Source organism: Litoreibacter sp., from assembly GCF_058136045.1.
The window spans coordinates 350,881-374,018 of the sequence record NZ_JBYVDD010000008.1; the positions used below are offsets into that span (position 1 = coordinate 350,881).

General features: G+C 57.1%; 23 protein-coding genes. 13 read left to right on the forward strand and 10 right to left on the reverse strand.

Translation table 11 applies throughout. The features are described from left to right. Positions 1–71 precede the first annotated feature (71 nt). Together AC3Y7R_RS13860 and AC3Y7R_RS13865 are read right to left on the reverse strand one after the other, a co-directional pair. On the reverse strand, positions 72–1,625 hold the full coding sequence (locus AC3Y7R_RS13860) for an alanine/glycine:cation symporter family protein (RefSeq protein WP_490042640.1): 1,554 nt from the start codon (positions 1,623–1,625) through the stop codon (positions 72–74). 10 nt (positions 1,626–1,635) lie between these two features. After that, entirely contained in the window at positions 1,636–2,073 is a 438-nt protein-coding gene (locus tag AC3Y7R_RS13865) for a universal stress protein (protein ID WP_490042641.1), read from the reverse strand. Positions 2,074–2,467: 394 nt separating this feature from the next. Here AC3Y7R_RS13865 and AC3Y7R_RS13870 point away from each other — a divergent pair, with 394 nt between their 5' ends. Together AC3Y7R_RS13870 and AC3Y7R_RS13875 are read left to right on the forward strand one after the other, a co-directional pair. Continuing rightward, entirely contained in the window at positions 2,468–3,715 is a 1,248-nt protein-coding gene (locus tag AC3Y7R_RS13870) for a lipoprotein-releasing ABC transporter permease subunit (RefSeq protein ID WP_490042818.1), read from the forward strand. After that, positions 3,708–4,391, forward strand: coding sequence for an ABC transporter ATP-binding protein (locus AC3Y7R_RS13875; protein WP_490042642.1), 684 nt, complete (start codon positions 3,708–3,710; stop codon positions 4,389–4,391). Before AC3Y7R_RS13870 ends, AC3Y7R_RS13875 begins: the two co-directional genes overlap by 8 nt. A 9-nt stretch (positions 4,392–4,400) precedes the next feature. Here the strand turns inward: AC3Y7R_RS13875 and AC3Y7R_RS13880 are convergent, their stop codons facing one another. Further along, a complete protein-coding gene (locus AC3Y7R_RS13880; protein WP_490042643.1) occupies positions 4,401–5,363 on the reverse strand; it encodes an alpha/beta hydrolase in 963 nt (320 codons plus the stop codon). Continuing rightward, a complete protein-coding gene (locus AC3Y7R_RS13885) occupies positions 5,360–5,647 on the reverse strand; it encodes an SCP2 sterol-binding domain-containing protein (RefSeq protein WP_490042644.1) in 288 nt (95 codons plus the stop codon). The genes AC3Y7R_RS13880 and AC3Y7R_RS13885 overlap by 4 nt, the downstream gene beginning before the upstream one ends. A gap of 83 nt (positions 5,648–5,730) precedes the next feature. On the opposite strand from AC3Y7R_RS13885, the gene AC3Y7R_RS13890 reads away from it, so the two are divergent. The 6 genes from AC3Y7R_RS13890 to AC3Y7R_RS13915 all read left to right on the forward strand — a co-directional run bounded on the left by AC3Y7R_RS13890 (position 5,731) and on the right by AC3Y7R_RS13915 (position 11,251). Continuing rightward, entirely contained in the window at positions 5,731–6,291 is a 561-nt protein-coding gene (locus tag AC3Y7R_RS13890; protein ID WP_490042645.1) for a tetratricopeptide repeat protein, read from the forward strand. Between the two features lie 44 nt (positions 6,292–6,335). After that, positions 6,336–9,149 carry a helicase-related protein gene (locus tag AC3Y7R_RS13895; RefSeq protein ID WP_490042646.1) on the forward strand — a complete coding sequence of 938 codons (2,814 nt, stop codon included), beginning with the start codon at positions 6,336–6,338 and terminating at the stop codon, positions 9,147–9,149. A 78-nt stretch (positions 9,150–9,227) separates the two neighbouring features. Continuing rightward, positions 9,228–9,599, forward strand: coding sequence for an RNA-binding S4 domain-containing protein (locus AC3Y7R_RS13900; RefSeq protein WP_490042647.1), 372 nt, complete (start codon positions 9,228–9,230; stop codon positions 9,597–9,599). A gap of 51 nt (positions 9,600–9,650) precedes the next feature. Continuing rightward, positions 9,651–9,989, forward strand: a complete 339-nt coding sequence (gene fdxA, locus AC3Y7R_RS13905) for a ferredoxin FdxA (RefSeq protein ID WP_490042648.1) — start codon at positions 9,651–9,653, stop codon at positions 9,987–9,989. Positions 9,990–10,175: 186 nt separating this feature from the next. Beyond that, positions 10,176–10,694, forward strand: coding sequence for a CarD family transcriptional regulator (locus tag AC3Y7R_RS13910; protein WP_490042649.1), 519 nt, complete (start codon positions 10,176–10,178; stop codon positions 10,692–10,694). A gap of 83 nt (positions 10,695–10,777) precedes the next feature. After that, positions 10,778–11,251, forward strand: a complete 474-nt coding sequence (locus AC3Y7R_RS13915) for a GNAT family N-acetyltransferase (RefSeq protein WP_490042650.1) — start codon at positions 10,778–10,780, stop codon at positions 11,249–11,251. Here the strand turns inward: AC3Y7R_RS13915 and cobS are convergent. After that, entirely contained in the window at positions 11,246–12,016 is a 771-nt protein-coding gene (gene cobS, locus AC3Y7R_RS13920; protein ID WP_490042651.1) for an adenosylcobinamide-GDP ribazoletransferase, read from the reverse strand. The two genes, AC3Y7R_RS13915 and cobS, sit on opposite strands and share 6 nt — an antisense overlap. A gap of 80 nt (positions 12,017–12,096) precedes the next feature. Between cobS and cobT the strand changes: the two genes are divergently transcribed. Beyond that, the gene (gene cobT, locus AC3Y7R_RS13925; protein ID WP_490042652.1) at positions 12,097–13,104 is read left to right on the forward strand and encodes a nicotinate-nucleotide--dimethylbenzimidazole phosphoribosyltransferase; all 1,008 of its coding nucleotides are present in this window, start codon (positions 12,097–12,099) and stop codon (positions 13,102–13,104) included. Here cobT and AC3Y7R_RS13930 read toward each other — a convergent pair whose 3' ends face one another. Next, a complete protein-coding gene (locus tag AC3Y7R_RS13930) occupies positions 13,105–14,964 on the reverse strand; it encodes a monovalent cation:proton antiporter-2 (CPA2) family protein (protein WP_490042653.1) in 1,860 nt (619 codons plus the stop codon). It abuts the gene before it with no gap. A gap of 174 nt (positions 14,965–15,138) precedes the next feature. On the opposite strand from AC3Y7R_RS13930, the gene AC3Y7R_RS13935 reads away from it, so the two are divergent. Further along, on the forward strand, positions 15,139–15,528 hold the full coding sequence (locus tag AC3Y7R_RS13935; RefSeq protein ID WP_490042654.1) for a DUF1801 domain-containing protein: 390 nt from the start codon (positions 15,139–15,141) through the stop codon (positions 15,526–15,528). Here the strand turns inward: AC3Y7R_RS13935 and AC3Y7R_RS13940 are convergent, their stop codons facing one another. Continuing rightward, positions 15,529–15,990 carry an Lrp/AsnC family transcriptional regulator gene (locus tag AC3Y7R_RS13940; protein ID WP_490042655.1) on the reverse strand — a complete coding sequence of 154 codons (462 nt, stop codon included), beginning with the start codon at positions 15,988–15,990 and terminating at the stop codon, positions 15,529–15,531. 145 nt (positions 15,991–16,135) lie between these two features. On the opposite strand from AC3Y7R_RS13940, the gene hppD reads away from it, so the two are divergent. Then, positions 16,136–17,230 carry a 4-hydroxyphenylpyruvate dioxygenase gene (gene hppD, locus AC3Y7R_RS13945; RefSeq protein ID WP_490042656.1) on the forward strand — a complete coding sequence of 365 codons (1,095 nt, stop codon included), beginning with the start codon at positions 16,136–16,138 and terminating at the stop codon, positions 17,228–17,230. On the opposite strand, the gene AC3Y7R_RS13950 is transcribed toward hppD, so the two are convergent. The 3 genes from AC3Y7R_RS13950 to AC3Y7R_RS13960 are packed head-to-tail and all read right to left on the reverse strand — an operon-like array spanning position 17,231 to position 19,672. Beyond that, a complete protein-coding gene (locus tag AC3Y7R_RS13950; protein ID WP_490042657.1) occupies positions 17,231–17,692 on the reverse strand; it encodes a GNAT family N-acetyltransferase in 462 nt (153 codons plus the stop codon). It abuts the gene before it with no gap. After that, positions 17,689–18,882, reverse strand: a complete 1,194-nt coding sequence (gene kynU, locus AC3Y7R_RS13955; protein ID WP_490042658.1) for a kynureninase — start codon at positions 18,880–18,882, stop codon at positions 17,689–17,691. Before kynU ends, AC3Y7R_RS13950 begins: the two co-directional genes overlap by 4 nt. Before the next feature lie 37 nt (positions 18,883–18,919). Further along, positions 18,920–19,672, reverse strand: coding sequence for an SDR family NAD(P)-dependent oxidoreductase (locus tag AC3Y7R_RS13960; protein WP_490042659.1), 753 nt, complete (start codon positions 19,670–19,672; stop codon positions 18,920–18,922). Positions 19,673–19,863: 191 nt separating this feature from the next. Between AC3Y7R_RS13960 and AC3Y7R_RS13965 the strand changes: the two genes are divergently transcribed. Then, positions 19,864–21,438 (forward strand): Re/Si-specific NAD(P)(+) transhydrogenase subunit alpha, encoded by a 1,575-nt coding sequence (locus AC3Y7R_RS13965; RefSeq protein ID WP_490042660.1) that lies wholly within the window; start codon positions 19,864–19,866, stop codon positions 21,436–21,438. Between the two features lie 15 nt (positions 21,439–21,453). Beyond that, positions 21,454–22,887: an NAD(P)(+) transhydrogenase (Re/Si-specific) subunit beta gene (locus AC3Y7R_RS13970; RefSeq protein WP_490042661.1), complete on the forward strand. Its 1,434-nt coding sequence runs from the start codon at positions 21,454–21,456 to the stop codon at positions 22,885–22,887. Positions 22,888–23,138: the final 251 nt, after the last annotated feature.

Here is a 23,138-nt window from a genome sequence, read left to right on the forward strand (position 1 = left end):
TTTAGAATGAAAAAAGGGGCGCTCGGGAGCGCCCCTTTTTATGTTTATTTTGCCCAAGTTAGTCCAAGCGCTTAATGCGTGAACTTCTTGATCTCACCTGATTTCAGACGTGCCGAGTAGGAAACCAACTCTTTCTTCACGACGCCCATCAAGAAGTAGAGGCAGAAGATGTTGACCACAGCCATGGCAAAGATTGCCGCGTCCGAGAAGTCAATCACTGGGCCAAGGCTGGCTGCGGCACCAATGACGATGAACACGCAGAAGATCAGCTTGAATACCAGCTCAGAGGTTTTGCCCTCGCCGAACAGGTAGGTCCATGCTTTCAGCCCGTAGTAGCTCCACGAGATCATGGTCGAGAAGGCGAACAGCACAACTGCGATTGCCAACACGAACGGGAACCAGCTGATACCGGATGCAAACGCCGCCGAAGTCAGGGCCACACCACTGGTGCCGCCAACTGTGGCGATGGCTTTGCCGCTCTCGTTGAGCATGTAGTTGCCGGTTTCAGGGTCCACGATCAACTGACCAGAGATGGTGATAACCAGCGCCGTCATGGTGCAGATCACTACCGTGTCAATCAGTGGCTCTAGCAGGGATACGAACCCTTCGGTGATTGGTTCTTTGGTTTTCACCGCCGAGTGGGCAATCGCCGCAGAGCCAACGCCAGCCTCATTCGAGAACGCCGCCCGCTTAAACCCTTGGATCAACGCGCCGACCATACCGCCTGCAACGCCCAAGCCAGTGAAGGCCCCGCCGAAGATTTGGCCAAAGGCCCAGCCGATTTTGTCGTAGTTGACGATCAAGATGATCAAGGCCGCACCGACATAGAGAATACCCATGAATGGCACGACTTTCTCGGTCACGCTGGCGATAGACTTAACGCCACCAACGATCACCACGAACACCACAGCCGCGAAGATTATGCCAGTGATCCAGCCGGGGTAGTCGCCAATGATGCCTGAAATCTGAGCATGTGCTTGGTTGGCTTGGAACATGTTGCCGCCGCCAAGTGCGCCCAAAATACAGAAGATCGAGAACACCACCGCGAGGATTTTGCCGCCCGGTAGGCCCAACTCGTCAAAGCCCTTGGAGATATAGTACATCGGGCCACCAGAAACGGTGCCGTCAGGGTACTCGTTGCGGTATTTAACGCCCAAGGTACACTCGGTGAACTTGGATGCCATGCCCAAAAGACCCGCAAGGATCATCCAGAACGTAGCCCCCGGACCACCGATACCCACAGCCACCGCAACGCCTGCGATATTGCCAAGGCCCACGGTGCCAGACAGCGCCGTTGCCAGCGCTTGGAAGTGACTGACCTCGCCCGCGTCATTGGGATCGGAGTAGTCGCCTTTCACCAGCGCAATTGCGTGGCTGAAGAAACGGAACTGCACAAATCCGAAGTAGATGGTGAAGATGGAGGCCGCGACGACCAGCCACATAACGATCCACGGGAAAGCAGTGCCCGGAAACGGTGCAAAGATGAAGTTCACGAAAGGCCCGGTGATTGCAGCAAACGCCGCGTTGACTTTCGCATCAAGGCTTTCGGCCTCTTGCGCAAGTGCCGGTGCTGCGGAAACCGCAAAGGCTGCGGCTGAGGCTGTGTATTTGTTTAAAATATTCATGTCAGCCCCCTCAGTTGACGACCGTGACGGGCACGGTGGCTTCCATCACGAGATTAGCTGTTGAGCTGCCGAAGATGCGCTTGGACAGACCCGTTTCAGTAGAGCGACCGACGATAATCTGTGCGGCCCCCAGCTCGATGGCGATTTCATTGAGTGTGTCGGCCACATTGCCGTGCCGGACTTTGCCGGTTGCTGTCAGGCCGCTATCGGTGAGCGTTTTGACTGCGGGGGCGACGACGCGCTCACTGGCGGTGGAGATTTCTTCTTCGCGGCGCTTGTGACGCACGGCGTTTTCTTCGGCTGTTTGGAAGGAATATGGCGACCACTCGATGACGTAGACGACATATATTTCGCATGATCCAATCTGCTCGGCGAGAGTTTTGGCGAAGTCTAACGCGCGCTCTCCCGAACTGTGCCCATCAAGGCCAATCACTAACTTCGTTGACATATTTCTGTCTCCCTTGGTGGCCGCTTTTACTGTTTACGTCGACTCCGGCATGGGACCTTTAGCCTTCTAAATGTGAAGGCCGGAGTACGAAGTAGCGGTCGAGGTTTGTTTGGTCCCACATCGCCACTTTAGTCGATTCGCCCATCTTTTGGGCGTTTTCATAGCCGAAGTGCGGGTGAATCATCCCTAAAACAGGGGGGAAAGCGGGTGAAATGACCCCGTTTCCAAGCTGTTTCGCGTTTCTTCACTTTTCACGTAGATCGGCGACAGTTTGCCGGCAGAGGCTTGACCCCCCAGCACGATCAGCGCAAATGTTGCCGCAAAAGCGAGCAGGAGAGCATCGTTGAGCAGAAATAACCACAGCTCCACGCCCCCCTTTGCGGGGTTCGAGTGGATGATCGCATGGCGCTATTTGCGCGCCAAACGCACCGAAGGCGGCGTGTCGGTGATGACATGGATCAGCTTGATCGGCATTACCTTGGCGGTGGCTGCGTTGATCATCACCTTGGCGGTGCGCTCGGGGTTTCGCTATGAGTTCGTGGACACTATTTTGGGCGCGAATGCCCATGTGACGGTTTACTCGTCGGGGCAAACCAGTGCGACGGGCACCTATGCGCGGGTGGTTTCCGATTATGATGCATTAACCGCCAAACTGGCCGAAGTTTCGGGCGTTGTGCGTGCGGCCCCGCTAATCAAGGGGCAGGTGATGGCGGCGACGCCCACTGGCAACGCCGGTGCCGAGGTGTTTGGCATTCGCGCGGCAGATCTGAAGTCCATTCGCCGCGTTGCAAATCCGGAACAAAAGCTGGGCGATATTTCGCGCTTTGACGAGGGTATAGCGATTGGCTGGGGCGTGGCGCGCGCGCTTGGGGTTGCGGTGGGCGATAAGGTCAAACTGATTTCGCCCAATGGCACGCGCACCGCGTTTGGCACCTCGCCACGGGTGGTGGTCTATGAGGTGGTCTATATTTTCCAAGTCGGGCGCTATGATATCGACAAAACCCGCATCTACATGCCTTTCGATAAGGCGCAAGACTACTTTAACCGCGAAGGCGTGGCCGATGAGATCGAGGTCATTCTGGATGACCCGGAAGACGTCGTGGGGGCAGAGCGGGGCTTGCTGGATGCCGCAGGCGAGGGCGCGTTGCTGTGGACATGGCGCGACAGCTCGGGCGCGTTTTTGCGGGCGTTGGAGATGGAGGACAATGTGATGTTCTTGATCTTGTCCATTTTGGTTTTGATCGCTTCGATGAACATTGTGTCGGGGCTGATTATGTTGGTGAAAAACAAAGGTCGCGATATCGGTATTTTGCGCACGATGGGGTTGAGTGAAGGCTCGGTCATGCGGGTATTTTTCATCTGTGGTGCGTCGATTGGGGTGATCGGCACGATTACTGGTATGACCCTTGGTTGCCTTTTCGCTATCTATATTGACCAGATTTTTGCCGTGGTGAATTACTTTGCCGGTGGCGGCGTTTGGGATTCCTCTGTCCGGTTGATCTCGAAATTGCCCGCACGTTTGGAATTGGGCGATGTGCTGTCGGCGATTTCTCTGTCGCTGGTGCTTAGTTTTGTTGTCACAATTTTTCCGGCGCGCCGTGCTGCGCGCATGAACCCGGTGGAGGCCCTGCGCTATGAGTGATGCGGCATTGCTGCTCGACGGGGTCGAGAAAATCTATAACGCGGGCCAACCAAATGAGATTGCGGTGCTACGCGGTGTCAACCTAGAGATCGCGGCGGGCGAGGTCGTGGCCATGGTCGCGCCCTCGGGTGCGGGCAAATCGACGTTGCTCCATATCGCGGGGCTGCTGGACACGCCTGATGCGGGGCGGGTTGTGCTTGGGGGGGATGATCTGACCGGCAAGGGGGATGGCGCGCGCACCTTGGCGCGGCGTACCAAAATTGGGTTCATCTATCAGTTTCACCACCTGCTGCCGGAGTTTTCCGCCATAGAGAACATCGTGTTGCCGCAACTGGCGGCGGGGGTGTCAAAGCGCGATGCGCAGGCGCGCGCTTTGGAACTACTGGGCATTGTTGGCGTCGAGGCGCGCGCGGAACATCGCCCCGGAGAGCTGTCAGGCGGTGAGCAACAGCGGGTGGCGTTTTGCCGGGCTTTGGCGAACAAGCCGGCGCTGCTTTTGGCGGATGAGCCGACTGGGAACCTTGATCCGGGCACCTCGGATCAAGTGTTCGATGCATTGATGGAGCTGGCGCGCGCCACTGGTTTGGCGGCGCTGATTGCCACGCATAATATGGAGTTGGCAGCCCGAATGGACCGCATGGTGCGCTTGGAAGACGGGGTGCTGGTGCCTGTTTAAGGCTTGGACTTAGCTGCGGGTGAAAAGGTCCACGATCGCATCGTAAATTTTCGTTTGCACGTCGGGCAGGTCCAGCAATATCTCATGTTCGCCGCCCTCGATTATCCGCAACTCGCCATTGGACTGCCAACGCGCCATCCGGTCATGGATGGCAGGCACGTCAACGATACGCTCGTTGGTGCCGAGGAACGTCAGTGTCGGTACATCGGGCGTTGGGCGCAGGGACAGGGTGTGGCATTCATTCAAGGCCTGATACAACCACCCCAGCGATGGTCCGCCAAGCGCCAGATCGGGATAGGATTTCAACTGCTGGCGCATGTAGTCGTACATGTCAGGGCAGGGCGTTAGCATGTTGTTTTCAAACGGGTTTGCCAGTGGATACGGCGTTTCTCCGGTCCCCGGTGCCAGCAGATGCTCTAGCCCCAAGTGACGGCTGATTGCCGCGAGGCCCCACCCCATGTTGCGCCGAAACGGACCCAATGCGATGTTCCACATCGGGCCGGAAAAAGCTGCGGCGCAGACCGGCAGGCCCTCCATCAAGGCGCGCAGGCCGATGCAGCCCCCCATCGAGTGGCCGACCATGCCCATGCGATCAGGCAGGCCCAATTCAGGCAGGGCAGCCAACACGGCCTCAATGTCTTTTTGGTATTCGGTGAACTCGATAACATGGCCAATAAGGCGATTATCCAGCGCACGATCCGCCAGTCCTTGGCCGCGCCAGTCTACGGCCACGGTCGAGAACCCCCGATCGGCAAATGCCTTTGCTGTGCGGCCATATTTTTCGATGTATTCCGTGCGGCCTGGAAACAGCAGCACGGTACCTTTGTCAGTGCCCTTGGCTGGGCCGCCTTTCCCGCCACCCCAAACGCCAATGCGGATGCGAACCCCGTCCGAGGCGGTCAGCCAATAGGCCGCGCCGCCGTCAGGGCCGTCAGCTACATCTGCATAAAAAGGCGCAGGGGTCAGGCTCATGACAGAACCGAACCAAGCTTCATTGCGGCGCCCATGTCACCGTCCACGGTCAACTTGCCAGTCATGAAGGCCGCGGTCGGGTTCAGGTCGCCGCTGAGAATGGCATCAAAAGTTTCGGTGTCTGCGGTCATGGTGCATTCGGCCTCGTCATCGCCAGCGCGCACGCCGTCGCTGTCGACCATGATCGCGCCTTCGTCTTCGATCACGAATTTGACAGAGCCGTCAAAGCCGCCGTCTAATTTGGCTGAGAGGGCTTCTACGGCCTTGTTGATTACATCGCTCATGATAGGATTCTCCTAGAAATGTGATTGGCTGGCGGTTACTTGCTTTGATTATTTGCAAATCGCGAGCTAGAGTTAAAGGCGTTATGAAAGCTTCGCACCAATTCCTCAACATTTTCGTTACGGCAGTAGTAGTAGTTGCTTGTTTTGCAGGTGTTGCCAAGGCGGAAAATCCCAAGTTGCAAACGTGGATGGAGCAGCTTGCCCAGCCCGAGAACGAGGCGTGGCAAGAGGTGGAGGAAAAAGTCTGGCGGGAATGGTCGCGCTCTGGCTCTCCGGCGATGGATTTATTGCTGCACCGTGGGCGTGCGGCGATGCAAGCTGGCGACCTTGCCAAAGCGATTGGGCACTTGACCGCGCTGACCGACCATGCGCCGGATTTCGCCGAAGGCTGGAATGCCCGTGCCACGGCGTTCTTTAATGCTGACCAATACGGGCTGTCTATCGCGGATATTGAGCGCACATTGGCTTTAAACCCGAAACATTTCGGCGCGTTGCAAGGTTTGGGGCGCATTTTGGAAGAGCTGGATCGCGAGGCGGATGCCTTGGAGGCCTACAAGGCTGCCGCCGCTATACATCCCCATCGTGGCGGCCTAAAAGAAGCTATTGAGCGGCTGGAAAAGATAGTTTCCGGTCAAGATATTTAAACGGCTGGCCGATGCGTTTGGCCCCGTAACTTTAAGGGCCAGATATGAGCCAACAGGCGCGCATCACGGCGGTTCTCGGCCCCACCAACACCGGCAAAACCCATTACGCGATTGAACGGATGCTGGCGCATCGCACGGGGGTTATCGGCCTGCCATTGCGCCTGCTTGCACGCGAGGTCTACGACAAGATCGTGGCGCTGCGCGGCCCGTCTGTGGTGGCGCTAATCACTGGCGAAGAGCGCATCGTGCCGTCGCGCGCGCAATATTGGGTGTGCACCGTCGAGGCGATGCCTGAGGGAATGGGCGCGGATTTCTTGGCGGTGGATGAGGTACAGCTTTGCGCCGACCCGGAACGCGGCCATGTGTTCACGGATCGCCTGCTGCGCTCGCGCGGGCTGCTTGAGACGCTGTTCATGGGCTCTGACACGATGCGCAGCGCGATTGCGGCGATTGAACCGAAGGCGCAGTTTATGCGCCGCGAGCGGTTCTCGGAGCTAAGCTATACTGGTTCTAAGAAGATTAGTCGCTTGAAGCCGCGCAGTGCAATCGTTGGATTTTCGGTTGAGAATGTCTATGCGATTGCCGAGCTGATCCGCCGCCAAAAGGGCGGCTGTGCCGTGGTCATGGGCGCGCTTAGCCCGCGCACGCGCAACGCGCAGGTCGAGATGTATCAAAACGGGGATGTGGATTATCTGGTGGCCACGGATGCTATCGGCATGGGGTTGAACTTGGACATCAGCCATGTGGCCTTTTCCGCGTTAAGCAAGTTTGACGGGCGGCGGATGCGCTATTTGCACCCCAATGAGTTGGCCCAGATTGCGGGCCGTGCCGGGCGCTATATGGAGCCGGGGACGTTTGGTGTGACGGGCGAGGCGCAGGCGCTGGACGAGGAGGTGGTGGAGGCCATCACGTCGGCCAAGTTTACCCCGGTTAAGAAGTTGCAGTGGCGCAATGACCGGCTTGAGTTTGGCTCCATCGGGCGGTTGTTGCAAAGCCTTGAGCAGCGCACGGACCATGACTGGTTAAGCCGGGCGCGTGATGCCGATGATGTATTGGCGCTAAAGGCACTGCGCGATGTCGTGGAGGTAGACGCCCGCGTCTCTACGCCGCAGGATGTGAAACTATTGTGGGACGTGTGCCGTATTCCCGATTTTCGCGGGATTAGTCAGGGCGAACATGCGGCGATGCTCGAGACGATTTTTGGCTATATGCACGATAAGGGGCAGGTGCCGCAGGATTATATGGCTGCCCAAGTTTCGCGAATTGATCGCAGTGATGGTGATATAGACACTTTGTCTAAAAGATTGGCGTTTATCCGCACATGGACCTACGTGGCGCAACGCAAAGGCTGGGTGCAGGATGAAACCCATTGGCGCGGGGAAACTCGTGCTGTAGAAGACCGCCTGTCGGATGCCCTTCACGGGGCGCTGACGCAAAGATTTGTCGACCGGCGCACATCGGTGTTGTTGCGGCGGTTGAAGCAGAAGGAGAGCCTCGTGGCTGACGTGAACGACAAGGGTGAAGTGACGGTAGAAGATCAGATGATCGGCCGTCTTGATGGGTTCCGCTTCCGGCAGGACCAAAGCTCTAGCCCGGAAGAGGCAAAGATGCTGCGCCAGGCAGCGGTGGCGGCCTTGGCGCCCCATTTCAATCTGCGTGCAGATAAATTCTATAACGCGCCGGATACCGAGATGGATTTCACTGAGCAGGGTGGCCTGATGTGGGGCGACATGGCGGTGGGCAAGCTGGTCAAGGGCTCCGAGCCGTTGAAGCCCGGTGTTGAGGCCTTTGTCGATGATGAGGCTGGCGCGGATGTGGCCGAGAAGGTCAAACGTCGGATGCAGCATTTCATCGACCGCAAAATTGCCATCGCATTTGAGCCGATGATCGCCATGGGCAAGGATGAAGCATTGTCTGGCTTGGCCAAGGGCTTTGCCTTTCAGATGTCGGAAGCTTTGGGGGTGTTGACCCGTGAGGCCGTGGCGTCGGATGTGAAAGCGTTGGACCAAGATGCGCGCGGCGCGCTGCGCAAGCATGGCATTCGCTTTGGCCAGTTTACTATCTTCATGCCTTTGCTGTTGAAGCCTGCCCCGACGCGTTTGCGCTTGGTGCTATGGTCGCTGCAAAAAGATTTGGCTGAGTTTCCCGAAGCTCCGCCCGCAGGTTTGGTGACTGTGCCAGCTGTCAAGGATGCGCCTGAGGGGTATTACACCCAAGCGGGCTATCGTTTGGCGGGCGAGCGGGCGATCCGTATCGACATGCTTGAGCGCCTTGCCGATCAGTTGCGCGCTGAGAATAGCCGGGGCGGATTTGAGGCCAAGGCTGACATGTTGTCGATCACTGGCACCACGCTGGAACAGTTTGCTGACCTGATGGGCGGTCTTGGCTATAAGGCCGAGAAATCCGAGCGCGTGAAAGTGAAGCCTGTGGCGGAGGTGAAGCCAGAGGCGCAAGCTGATAAGACGCAAACAGAAGGCGCAAAACCTGACGCCGTAACTGTTGATGAAGTGGCGAAAGCCGATGCGTCTATTGAGACGTCTCCCGAGGACGTTGCTGCGGAGCCTAAAGCTGCAGACGCGACAGAGGAAACTGCGCCCGACATGGAGGTGTTTTACACGTTCACATGGGGCGGTTTTGGTGCTCGTAAGCCTCGTGAAGCTGGTACTCGCCCACAAGGCGATGCGCGTGGGAAAGCTAAGCCGCGCGGCAAACCAAAAGGTAAGGGCGGGGCACGCCAGGACAATAAGGGGCGCGATAACAAAGCGCAAAGCTTTCAGTCTCGACCGCCACGGAAAGAAAAAGCCATTGATCCTGACAACCCATTCGCAGCGGCCCTGATGGGGCTGAAAAGGGACTAGCTCAGTTGATGGGAAAAAGTCTCTTAGAGACTTTTGTGAAAACTCTTTTAAAGAGTTTTGCCGTGTGGGTGATATTAGATGACGCGTGAGGTTATTCGTCTTGATAAGTGGCTCTGGCATGCGCGGTTTTTTAAAACCCGCACGCTGGCTGCAAAGCAGGTGAGTGGATCACATGTGCGCGTTAACGCCAATAAGGTGATTAAACCCGCAATCAAGGTAGGCGCGGGGGACACCCTGACTTTTGCTCTGGGCGAGAAAATCCGAGTGGTGGAGATTGTTGGCTGTGGTCATCGCCGTGGCCCGGCGCCCGAAGCACAAGCGCTGTATCTTGATAAAACGCCCGTTCAAGAAAAGAAGCATAGAACGCCCGGCGCGGACCGCGTTGGGGGGCGTCCAACCAAGAAAGATCGCCGCAGTCTTGATCTTTCACGTGATCGTGGCCTTGAATGATCTCGCGCTCATGCTTAGGACAACATCGACAAGAGAAATCGGACACTACTCATGACTTACATCGTCAACGACGCCTGCATTGCCTGCAAATACACCGACTGTGTCGAGGTATGCCCCGTAGATTGTTTCTACGAGGGCGAAAACATGTTGGTGATCCATCCCGATGAATGCATTGACTGCGGCGTGTGCGAGCCAGAATGCCCTGCAGATGCTATTCGCCCAGATACTGAGCCGGATATGGAGAAATGGGTCGAATTCAACCGGAAGTATTCAGAAATGTGGCCGGTTATCATCACCAAGAAAGACCAGCTCCCCGAGGCCGAAGACCGCGACGGCGAAGATGGTAAATTGGAGAAGTACTTCTCCGAGAAACCTGGTGAGGGCGGTTAATCCTAAGCTTAGGCTTTTGAATTACTCATTTTTGTGATATGATTCTTTGCAAGGATGACCGACGCCAGTGCCAAGTTATGCCAAGGCGTTACAAACCAGACATGGGTGAGGACTGACCGGAGAGCTTTCTCCGGCCCGTCTTTTTCGCTGTGCAAGAAGGGCGCTTCCCTTGGGGGCGAATAATATATGAGCAAGAAAAAACAAGACTTTAGCCCCAATGAGTTTGTTGTGTACCCCGCCCATGGGGTCGGCAAAATCGTCAATGTCGAGACGCAGGAAGTTGCGGGTTTTGAGTTGGAACTCTTCGTGGTGGCTTTCGAGAAAGACAAGATGACGCTGCGTGTGCCAACGCATAAAGCGATTGAAGTGGGCATGCGCTCGCTGTCCTCGCCTGACTTGGTGGCACAGGCGTTCAAGACGCTTAAAGGCAAGGCCCGTGTGAAGCGCGCCATGTGGTCGCGTCGCGCCCAAGAGTATGAGCAAAAGATCAACTCAGGCGACTTGATCGCCATCGCTGAAGTGGTGCGCGATTTGCATCGCCACGGCGACCAGCGCGAGCAAAGCTATTCCGAGCGCCAGCTTTATGAAGCCGCACTGGAGCGTCTAGCCCGCGAGATTGCCGTTGTGCAGGGCAAAGAAGAGCCAACCTCGGTGCAAGAGATTGACGACGTTCTGGTCAGCCGGACGCCGCCTGTCGCGGCTTAAGCTGTCAATACGACCATCAGATTTGAAGGCTGCGCCCGATTAACGGGCGCAGCCTTTTGGTTTACCACTTGTGAGTGAGATGCATGATTATCAGAGCTGCACGTGGGGCGGACACTCCGGGCATGAGCGCTATTCTGGCCGGGATTGTTGCTACTTCAGGCAGTGACCGCGCCACGGACCCCGATCATATGCGCAAATTCTATGTCGAGCATGTCGACAAGATTGCATGTGTTGTTGCCGAGGGAGAGGCGGGCACTCTTTTGGGGTTCCAGTCGCTTAAACGCGCAACAAAGGGTAACCAATATGGCGTCACACCCGGCTGGGGGATCATTGGAACCTATGTCAGCCCAAGAGCATCGGGGCGTGGTGTGGGGGCCACTTTGTTTCAGGCGACGGTGCGGGCTGCGGTGCTCGCGGGGGTGCGCGATGTTGATGCCACGATAGGGCGCGGAAATGCGCTTGGACTTGGGTATTACAAGGCCATGGGGTTTGTGACTTACGACAGGTCTGAAGCTGGTGTTATTCGCAAGCGCTATCACCTGTCCGGCGCGCTATAGGATGAGTGTGCAGGCCGTCGCTAAAATAACGATTTCAATGACTTGTTGAGTGGCCCCCAAGATATCACCTGTTTGACCGCCAATTTTACGCTTGGCGAGGGTGCTACAAAATGCTGTCGCGGCAATAGCGCATAAAATAGCCCATACCCCTGCGAGGCCGAACCCGGCCACGCACGCGAGCACTCCCAAGCCAATTGCGATGCGAGTGGCGATTGTGCCGGGGCGTCCGGTCATGCTGGACAGACCGGTCTGGCGGGCATTTGGCAGCGCGTTCATGACGTAGGCCATTGCCGCGCGCGAGGTGATTGCCGCGACCAGCATCGGAGCCCAGAGGTATCCCGCCGTGATCAGCGCGCTCAAAGCGCTCCAACGCAGTGTGAACCCCGCAATCAGGGCGATGACGCCATAGGCACCAATGTGGCTGTCTTTCATGATGTCTAAGCGCCGTGCAGGCGTGTCGCCGCCCCAAAACCCATCGGCACTGTCGGCCAACCCGTCTTCATGCATGGCCCCGGTCAGCAACGTCATGCAAAGCAACAGGGCCGCGGCCGTGACGCCTGTGGGCAGGCCCAGCCAAACAAAAACTGTGCCCAGCAGGCAAGCCAGCCCACCGATTATCAAGCCCACCAGCGGGTAAGCCCAAGCTGCGTGCGCCGCTGGGCGTGTCTGGTCCCATGTGCGATGGGGCAGGGGCAGGCGGGTTAAAAGGCCAAGCGCGACCCAAATATCTTCGCCCTGTATGCGCTGTGTGTCGGAATTGTTCATCAAGTGCCGCCGTCATCTGCTTGTGTCTGTGTGTGTCAGGGGTAAACAGATGCAACGAGTTTTACAATTGCGAGTAGATCATGGCTAAATTTACCACTCTCACCGAATTTGCACAGCTTTTAATGCAGGCTCCGGATGCTGATGCGCAGGCCTATAAGGGCGCGCAGGACCGAAATAGCCAGTTGACTAAGCCCCCCGGTGCGTTGGGGCGGCTGGAAGATTTGGCGATTTGGTATGCCAGCTGGCGCGGCACGGATCGGCCACAGATGCAGGCTCCGCAGATCGTGATCTTTGCGGGAAATCACGGGGTTTGTGCGCAAGGGGTGTCGGCGTTTCCAGCTGAGGTAACTGTGCAAATGGTCGCCAATTTTGAACATGGCGGCGCAGCGATCAATCAGTTGGCCAAGGCGTTTGGGGCAAAGATGGATGTCTTCGCGCTTGAATTGGACCGCCCCACAGCAGATTTCACCTTTGCCCCCGCGATGAGCGAGGCGGAGTGTGTCGCCGCGCTACAAACTGGCTGGGACGCGGTGGATGCATCGGCTGACTTGCTAGTCACCGGCGAGATGGGCATTGGCAATACGACGCCAGCGGCCGCATTGGGGGCTGCACTATTTGGCGGCACGGGCGCGGATTGGGTCGGGCGCGGTACGGGCGTTGATGACGCTGGGCTAGCCAATAAAGCCCGTGTCGTGAATGAGGGGCTGGCGCTGCATGCATCACGCGACCCGCTGGAGGTTTTGCGCTGCTTGGGCGGGCGAGAATTGGCGGCGATGGCTGGCGCGATAGCTGCGGCGCGCGCGCATCGTATCCCGGTCATTCTCGATGGCTTTATTTGCTGTGCCGCTGCGTCAGTTTTGGAAAAATCCCATGGCGGCGCGCTGGATCACTGTGTTGCGGGACATCTGTCGGCAGAGGGCGCGCATCGCAAAATGCTAGACGGTTTGGGCAAAGAGCCATTGCTATCATTGGGTTTGCGCCTTGGTGAAGGCTCTGGCGGTGCGGCGGCGATTGGCGTGCTCAAGGCCGCGGTTGCGTGCCATTCGGGCATGGCAACCTTTGCCGAAGCGGGGGTCAGCGACGGCTGATCAATCGCTCTCGGTGCGGTTGGCAAGCTTGGCTAGAAGCTCGACCTCTAAGTCACGGTTCAACTCTCTGGCACGCTCCATATAGGCCTCGTTTTCGGTCACGGGGCGGGCGGGGTCCCAAAGCTCGGCAAGCTCCAGAACGGCGTGGCGGTCCATGCGGAAAAACGCGACTTCCTGCTCGTGGGATTCGTGCTCTGTCAGCCCCATTTCCTCTAAGACATACCGCCCGGCACGCAGCGAGCTGTCAAACATCTCCCGGATGACTTTATCGGCTCCGGCTTGGTGTAGCTCGAAGACGTGAACCCTGTCGCGTGCGCGGGCAATGATCTTCAGGTCCGGCCTCTCTTGGCGGGCGAAGGTGACAATTTTGGTCGCGGCCTTCGGGTTGTCAACGGTCACCACAAGCACGCGCGCTTCGGCCAGCCCTGCGGCATGGAGCATCTCCGGGCGTGTCGGATCACCGAAGAACCCTTTGAAACCGAAGCGGCGCATGAGCTGGATCAGCGGCAAGTCGTGGTCAAGCACCGTGGTTTGATAGCCCGAGCTTTGAAGCAACCGGTTTACCACCTGCCCGAAGCGCCCGATTCCGGCAATAATGATCGGCTGTTGATCGTCGATGTCGTCGTGTGGTGTTGCCTCGCCATGGTCGCGAATGCGGTGTTGCAGCTTGTCATAGGCGATGAACAGCAAGGGGGTGAGCAACATCGAGAGCGCGATGACCAGCAGCAAGGTCTCGGATAGATGGGTCGGAATCACGTTTTGCCCGACTGTGAAACTCGTCAAAACAAAGCCGAATTCACCCGCCTGTGCCAGTCCCAGCGTAAACAGCATTCTGTCGCGCCCTTTGATGTGGAACATAACGGCGAGGACAAACAGCACGGCCGCCTTGATGGTCATGACGCCAAGGGTCAGCCCCACGATCAGTAACGGCGCCCCCATTAGCGTGCCAAAGTTAATACCGGCGCCCACGGTGATAAAGAACAACCCCAGCAGCAGCCCTTTGAATGGTTCGATGTCGGCCTCTAACTCGTGGCGGAATTCGCTGTTTGCCAAAACCACGCCCGCGAGGAAGGCCCCAAGCGCAGGCGACAGCCCCACCAGCAGCATCAAAGCTGCGACCCCGACGACAAAAAGCAGCGAGACGGCAGTGTACATCTCGCGCAGTCGCGCCCAGTGGATATAGCGGAAAATCGGGCGGGTCAGATAATGCCCGCCAACGATGATCAGCACAATCGCAGTGACCGTAATCAAGGTGACGCCCCAACCGGGCAAGTCCTCCATTAGTGACATGGCTGCATGGGGGGGCTCATGGCCGGTTTCTGTTGTGGCGTGCGGGGCGTTTAGCCCGGGCCAGGTCAGTAACGGGAGGAAAGCCAGCATTGGGATGACCGCGATGTCTTGGGTCAGCAGCACCGAGAAGGCAGACCGACCACCGCCGGTTTGCATCAGGTTTTTCTCGTTCAGGGTTTGGAGCACGATCGCGGTTGATGATAGGGCAAAGATCAGACCGACGGCGAGTGCAATGCTCCAGGGTTGCCCTAGGGCTGTGGCCGCCAGATAGATAAAGCCGGTGGTTAGGGTAACTTGCAGCCCCCCGAGGCCCAACAGGCGGTTGCGCATGTCCCACAGGGCGCGTGGTTCCAACTCTAGCCCGATAATGAAGAGCATCATCACCACACCGAATTCGGCAAAATGTTGCAGGCTTTGGGTTTCCGAGCCGACCAACCCACCGACCGGACCAATGATAATGCCAGCCATCAAGTACCCCAACACCGAGCCAAGCCCAAGGCGAACAGCCAAGGGCACTGCGACGCAGGCGGCTAAAAGATAGATCGTGGATTGTAGAAGAAACGATTCCATAGGTGACCTTGAGTTTGGCCGATATTGACCAGAGTTTGGTTTAGGTTTGCTTTATTTTGCACCAGAGGCGCATTGGTTGACAGGAAGGATGGCGGCGTTACTGGCTGGCGCAATTTCAGCAAGATTTGTGAAACAGCTTGAGCCTATGCTTTAAGATAGAAATGGAGAGCCAGAATGCCAACCGTAGATAGCCCGCCAATGACAGTTTCTGCTGCGTTTGATGGCTTGCCGCATTTGGTGAGGCAACAGTTGTTAAAAATCAGGCAGCAAATTTACCAACAAGCCGCTGCGATTGATGGGGTGGGGCCGTTGAGCGAAACGCTGAAATGGGGCGAGCCGGCCTATTTGACCGAAGCCCCGAAAACCGGCACGACCCTGCGGTTAGGCCAAATAGGCGGGCAAGCGGCGCTTATGGTGCCGTGCAGCACCTCGATCATTGAGGACGCGCGCCGGATATTCGGGGAATTGCCCGAGTTTTCAGGGGCGCGCGGCGTCTTGCTCAAGGCCGAACCTCAGGTCGTGGCCCATATCATCCACGCGGCCCTGACCTATCATATGCGCTAGCTAAGTCGGCAAAGGCGCGTCGGCTTTGAGTTGATCCATGACGATCTGGCTTTGCACCCGCCCGACGGCAGGATGGGGCAGCAGCACATCTTGCACCAACCGGTTGAGCGCGCTTAGATCAGTGCAAATCACCCGCAGCATATAGTCGGCCTCGCCGGTTAAGGTCCATGCGGCAATGATCTCAGGTTGTACCTCTGTAAGGCGCAGAAAACTTTGATGGGTTTCAGGCATATGGCTGGCGGTCTGAACCTGTACGAAGGCCTGAACGCTTAAGCCCAGTTTTGCCGCGTCGGGGCGGGCGTGGTAGCCTGAAATATAGCCCTCGGCCTCTAGACGTTGCTTGCGGCGCGCGGCTTGGGAGGGCGACAGGTGGACCGCATCACCAAGCGCATTGGCCGTCATCAGCCCGTTGCGTTGCAGAAGGTCCAGGATTTTCAGGTCGGTGTCATCGAGCGTGGTCATGGACGCGTAATTTTCTCATGGTTTTGAGTTATGGTGATTATATCACGCAATATACTGTAATTTTACGCTACATAAAGCGATAAAATGGCATGCATTATGCGCAATACTTGAGCGATCCTCTCTCATTTCCTCAGGAGCATCACGCATGGGTCCATTTCCACATAACGCCGCCAAAGCCACCATTTGCGAGAGCAATCCCGCGGGCACCGACGGTTTTGAATTTGTCGAGTTTGCCAGCCCCGAGCCCGAGACCCTGCGCGCGCTGTTCTCCAAGATGGGCTACACCCACACCGCCAACCACAAAACCAAGGCGATAGAGTTGTGGCAACAGGGCGACATTACCTATGTGCTCAACAACGAGCCGGGCAGCCACGCGCGTAAATTTGTCGACGAGCACGGCCCATGTGCGCCCTCTATGGCGTGGCGTGTCGTCGATGCGGAGCACGCTTTTCGCCACGCGGTTTCTCAGGGGGCTGAGCCCTATGAGGGCGCTGGTAAGACCATGGATGTTCCCGCGATTGTGGGTATCGGCGGCTCGTTGCTGTACTTTATCGACCAGTATTACGAGGCGAACCCGTACAACGAGGAATTCACGTGGGTGGCCAAGACACATCCGCAGGGCGTGGGCTTTTATTACCTCGATCACCTGACCCATAATGTCCACAAGGGCAACATGGATAAGTGGTTTGAATTTTATGGTAAGCTATTCAATTTTAAAGAGATTAGGTTCTTTGACATACAAGGAAAACATAGCGGGTTGCGCAGCCGCGCGTTGACCTCGCCGTGCGAGCGTATCCGCATTCCGATCAACGAGGATCGCGGCGAGACCGGGCAGATCGTCGAGTATCTGAAGCGCTACAAGGGCGAAGGTATCCAGCATATCGCGGTCGGGGCGCATGACATTTACGCCGCCACGGATGAGATCGCGGAGCGGGGGGTGAAGTTCATGCCCAAGCCGCCAGAGACATATTATCCGCTGTCCAAGACCCGTGTTGAGGGCCATGACGAGCCACTGGACCGAATGGAGAAACATGGCATTTTGATCGACGGCGAAGGGGTCGTAGACGGCGGCGAGACCCGCATCTTGCTGCAAATATTCTCCAAGACCTGCATCGGGCCGATATTTTTCGAGTTCATCCAGCGCAAAGGTGACGATGGCTTTGGCGAGGGTAATTTCAAGGCGCTGTTCGAGGCGATTGAGCAAGACCAGATTGATCGCGGCGTGTTAGTGGCCGAGTAGTTATAGCGGCTTTTCCATGCGGAAGTTCTCTAGGGTTTGACCACCTTTGGAGACCGATTGTGCGGCTAAGGTTTTCCAACCATGTTTGGCGAAAAACGGCTGCGCTAGGTGGCTGGCGTCGGTGGTGAGCAAGCTCAGGCCGGTGGCACTGGCGCGCGCTTCAATCGCGGCATAAAGGCTGTTTGCGACACCGGTGCCCATGGCCTCGGGCAGCACGAATGCCATGTCGAGGTAACCGTTAGCGGTCAGGGTCATGAAGCCCGTAACTTTGCCGTCAATTTCGGCCACATATGCGATGTTGGCGGCATGTCGCGCGCTCCAGCCATCCGGCATTTGGCTGCTCGGCGCCCAAGCGGATCGTTCTGCATCCGTGTATTTCCCCGCCGCTCCCTTATGGACGGCCGCGTAGAATACCTTGAATGTTGCAGGGCCGTCAGCCGTGCTGAACTCTCGGATTTTCACGTCACACGGGCGCGTATTTTGTAGGCGTCGCGGTCCCAAAGCCTGCCCCTCATGATCTCTTGCAAGGCCTCGGCGGCGCGGATCACATCGGCCTCATTGGTGTAGAGTGGCGTGATCCCAAAGCGCAAAATATCGGGCGCGCGGAAATCGCCTATTACGCGCTTGGCAATCATCGCTTGCATGATGGCGTAGCCCTCTGGGTGGCGAAACGAGACCTGGCTGCCGCGTTGATTTGCATTGCGTGGGCTGGCAAGGGTCAGCTCGGGGCAACGGGCCTCCACTTCGGAGATAAACAACTCCGACAGCTCAATAGAGCGGGCGCGCACTTGGCGGATGTCCACCATATCCCAGATGTCCAATGCAGCCTCTAACGCGGCCATTTGGATCACCGGCGGGGTGCCGACGCGCATCCGCTCAATGCCAGTTCCGGGGCGGTAGTCCAGATCAAACGCAAAGGGGGCTTCGTGGCCCAGCCAACCGGATAGGGCGGGTTTCACGTTGGCGACGTGGCGCGGGGCCACATAGATAAACGCTGGACCGCCGGGGCCCGAATTGAGGTATTTATAGCTGCACCCCACGGCGAAATCAGCCTCAGCCCCGGCCACATCGACAGGAACCGCGCCCGCAGAGTGCGCCAAGTCCCAAACCGTGACCGCGCCCACCTTATGGGCCGCTTTGGTCAGGCGCTCCATGTCGTGCATCCGCCCGGTGCGGTAATCCACTTGGGTGAGCATCATCACGGCAATGTCGTCGCTGAGCGAGGTTTCGACGTCCTCGGGGGCCACCACGCGCAATTCCAAGCCGCGATCAAGGGTTCGGATCAGCCCCTCGGCCATGTACAAATCAGTTGGAAAGTTGCCGCTGTCGGACAGGATCACGCGGCGCGTCGGGTTCATCTCTAACGCGGATGCCAGCGCTTGATAAACCTTGATTGACAGCGTGTCGCCCATCACCACATGGCCCGGCTCCGCTCCGATCAACGTGCCAACACGGTCGCCGACACGCGTGGGTTGCTCCATCCATCCGGCCTTGTTCCAGCCCGTGATCAACATCTCGCCCCATTGATCGCGGAGCATCGCATCAACACGATCCTGCGCGGTGTGCGGCAAAGGGCCAAGCGAATTTCCATCCAGATAGGTGATGCTCTCGGGCAGGTGAAACAACGCACGCGTTCGCTCGAATACGCTCATCTTCTTTGTTCTCCTAAATACGGGCTGCGCCGCGCTCTCATACCTGCCCACCGGCAATTTCTATCGCCTGTCCGTTCACCGATCCTGACCCGGCCGCACAAAGCCACAGCGCAGCAGCGCTGACTTCATTGGGGGCAATCAGGCGCTTGTGGCGGTTGGCGCGCACCATCGTGCCCAAGGCGTCTTGCGCGCTTAAACCAGCGCGTTTGGCAATTTCAGCGGTGTTGCGCGTGACGATCTCGGTGTCCACATAGCCAGGACACAGCGCGTTGAAGGTGTAAGGTGTGCCCATGTAGTCCTCACTCAATCCACGGATAAGGCCGATTAATCCGTGCTTGGAGGCGGTATAGGCTGGCGCGCCGCGCAATCCTCGCAGCCCCGCAATTGAGGACACAGCGATAACGCGCCCCCAATTGGTGGACACCATGGAGGGCAGGCACGCCTGTATCGCCAGCATCGCCCCGTCCAGATTGGTGGCCATGGTGCGCCGCCAAAACTCCAGATCTATTTTTGCCAAAGAACGTCCTTCTGCGATGCCCGCATTTGGGATGCAAATTTGAACCGGACCGCGCGCTGCAATGGCCGCTTCAACGCCCAAAGTGACCTGATCGGGCTGGGTGACATCCATTTCCAAAGGGTGCAGCCGATCTGTGGCGACCTCTTGCAGGACTGACAGTCTGCGCCCTGAAATACTCACCTGCGCGCCGGCGTCTGCTAAGGTTTGAGCAATGGCCAAACCAATGCCCGTACCGCCGCCTGTGACCAACGCGTGCTTTCCTGACAAATCCATGGGGCGTCCTCCGTTTGGATCACCTTACCTTGCAAAGTTGTGGCGTCCAGTACGACATAATCTTGCGATTTGACGTTAGGTCGGCGCAGTATACTTTCGTATACTGGTAAGACTAGCTTGTGAATCACCATGAGCAACGATATCCACGCTCATCTGTGCGTGAAACTTACTTAGACGATGGGGGACCCTCTATGAAAATCGGGGCACCGAGAGAAACCTTTGAAGGCGAGGCCCGTGTGGCCATGACGCCTGAATCGGCATTACAAATTCAAAAACTTGGCCACACTTGTGTGATCGAGACGGGGGCAGGCGCGAAGGCCGGCTTCTCGGACAAGGTCTATAAGGACGCGGGCGTTGAGGTGGTTAAAACCGCCACCGCCTTGTGGAAGGCGGCTGATGTCGTTGTCAAAGTGCGCCAGCCTGACGCCACCGAGAGCAAGAAGTTGCGTGACGGGCAAACCCTGATCTCCTTCTTTAACCCTGCTGCCAACGAGGCAGGCATGGAAGCCGCCAAGAAAAAGGGCGCGCGGGTTATTGCCATGGAAATGGTGCCGCGTATTTCGCGTGCGCAGAAAATGGATGCCCTGTCGTCGATGGCAAACATCGCAGGCTACCGTGCGGTGATCGAGGCGAGTAACAATTTTGGCCGCTTCTTTACTGGCCAAGTGACCGCTGCGGGTAAAGTTCCGCCAGCCAAAGTTCTGGTTGTAGGTGCCGGTGTGGCTGGGCTTGCGGCTATCGGCACCGCGACCTCGCTGGGCGCGATTACTTACGCGTTTGACGTGCGCCCCGAAGTGGCGGAACAAGTTGAAAGCATGGGCGCCGAGTTTGTGTTCCTAGATTTTGACGAGGCGCAACAAGACGGCGCGGCCACGGGCGGCTACGCCTCGGTGTCGTCCCCAGAATTCCGCGACGCGCAGCTTGCTAAGTTCCTTGAACTGGCCCCTGAAATTGACATCGTGATCACCACTGCATTGATCCCGAACCGCGAAGCGCCAGAGCTGTGGACCGAAGATATGGTCGCCGCGATGAAGCCGGGGTCAGTCATCATTGACCTTGCCGCCGAGAAGGGTGGCAACTGCAAACTGACTGTTATGGACGAGAAAATCGTCACCGATAATGGCGTTACGATTGTTGGCTATACCGACTTCCCATCAAGGATGGGCGCACAAGCTTCTACGCTTTATTCCAACAATATCAGACATATGCTGTTCGATCTTACACCAGAAAAAGACGGTGTGATTGTACATGATATGGAAGATGACGTGATCCGCGGTGCGACCGTGACCTTTGATAACGAGATCACCTTCCCGCCGCCGCCACCCAAGATTGCAGCCATTGCAGCGGCGCCTGCGAAAGCAAAAGTGCCAGAGCTGACGGCGGAAGAGAAAGCCGCCAAAGAGGTTGCAGAGTTTAAACAACAGACAAAGACGCAAGTGACGCTGCTTGTTGTTGGCGCGGTACTTTTGCTGTCCGTGGGCCTCGTTGCTCCGGCAAGTTTCATGCAGCACTTCATCGTGTTCGTTTTGTCGGTGTTCATTGGCTTCCAAGTCATCTGGGGGGTCGCACATTCGTTGCACACGCCGTTGATGGCTGTGACCAACGCAATCTCGTCGATCATTATCTTGGGCGCGCTGATGCAGATCGGATCGGGCTCGTTCCTTGTGATCTTGCTGGCAGCATTGGCAGTGTTCATGACGGGCATTAATATATTTGGCGGCTTCCTTGTGACACGGCGCATGCTCGCCATGTTCCAGAAATCGTAAGTAGGGGTAGAGAACATGGAATTTGGATTTACCACCGCGGCATATGTAGTTGCCGCAGTTCTTTTCATCCTGTCGCTGGGCGGCTTGTCTGGGCAAGAAAGTGCTAAGCGCGCTGTTTGGTACGGCATTTCAGGCATGGGGTTGGCCGTTGCGGCAACGCTTGTTGGGCCGGGGGCTGGCTATTGGTTCTTGTCGCTGCTGATGATCGCAGGCGGCGGGGCTATTGGCTATCAACTGGCCACCAAAGTGCAGATGACGCAGATGCCAGAGCTGGTAGCAGCGATGCATTCGCTTGTTGGGCTGGCCGCGGTTTTTGTGGGCTTGATTGCGCATATAGAGCTTGGTCGCGTGTTGGCTATGGATCATGCGGGTCGCGAAGTCTTGGAAGGCTTTGCAGCCTTGCTGGCGCATAAAACCAGCGTCGAGGTCTCAATCCTGCGGGTCGAGTTATTCCTGGGCATCTTTATTGGGGCTGTGACGTTCACCGGCTCTGTCGTTGCCTATGGCAAACTGGCGGGCAAAGTTGATACGTCGGCCACAAAACTGCCGGGCGGACATATACCAAACGCGGCGGCGGCGGCTTTGTCGGTGCTTTGCTTGGTTTGGTACTTCAACACGGGCGGCTTCTTCCCGCTGTTCTTGATGACTTTGGCAGCGTTGTTCATTGGCTATAACTTGATCATGGGCATTGGCGGCGCGGATATGCCTGTCGTGGTGTCTATGTTGAACAGCTACTCTGGTTGGGCGGCTGCGGCGATTGGCTTTAGCCTTGGCAATGATCTGATGATCGTGGTCGGCGCGCTTGTTGGCTCTTCGGGTGCAATCTTGTCCTACATCATGTGCAAAGCAATGAACCGATCGTTTGTGTCGGTTATCTTGGGCGGCTTTGGCGGCACATCTGGCCCACAGATGGCGGTCGAGGGCGAGCAGGTCGCCATTGACGCTGACGGCGTGGCGACGGCTTTGAATGAAGCCGATAGCGTCATCATCATCCCCGGTTATGGGATGGCTGTTGCACAGGCACAGCAATCGGTGTCTGAGCTGGTGCGCAAGCTGCGCGCTCAAGGCAAAAATGTGCGGTTTGCGATCCATCCAGTGGCGGGGCGTCTTCCCGGTCATATGAATGTGCTGCTGGCTGAGGCCCGTGTGCCCTATGACATCGTGATGGAGATGGACGAGATCAATGACGACTTCCCCGAGACGGATGTGGCTATTGTGATCGGCTCGAACGACATCGTGAACCCTGCCGCGCAAGATGATCCGAACTCGCCTATTGCGGGTATGCCCGTGCTGGAATGCTGGAAAGCTAAGCAAGTTTTCGTGTCGAAACGTGGTCAAGGAACTGGCTATTCAGGCATTGAGAACCCGCTATTCTATAAAGAGAATACGCGCATGTTCTACGGCGATGCCAAGGCGTCCTTGGATGCGCTGTTGCCGAAAATAGATTGAGATCTGTGAAATATAAACTGGTGGGCGCCAAGGCGGTTCTGGCGCCCACTTTGATAGAATTCAGACTTTCATAGAAAGTCTGTTAGAAAATTCTCAGCGAGAATTTTTGCCAATTCCTTGTAAGGAATTGGGCGCGTGGTTACTTTTCTGGCAATAGTACAGCTTTAGTGCACAGGGCTTGCGCACATTCGCACCAGAAAACCCTATTTTTGATTTGCTCTTAAGGTGCTGTCGGGGTTTCTTACTGTTCA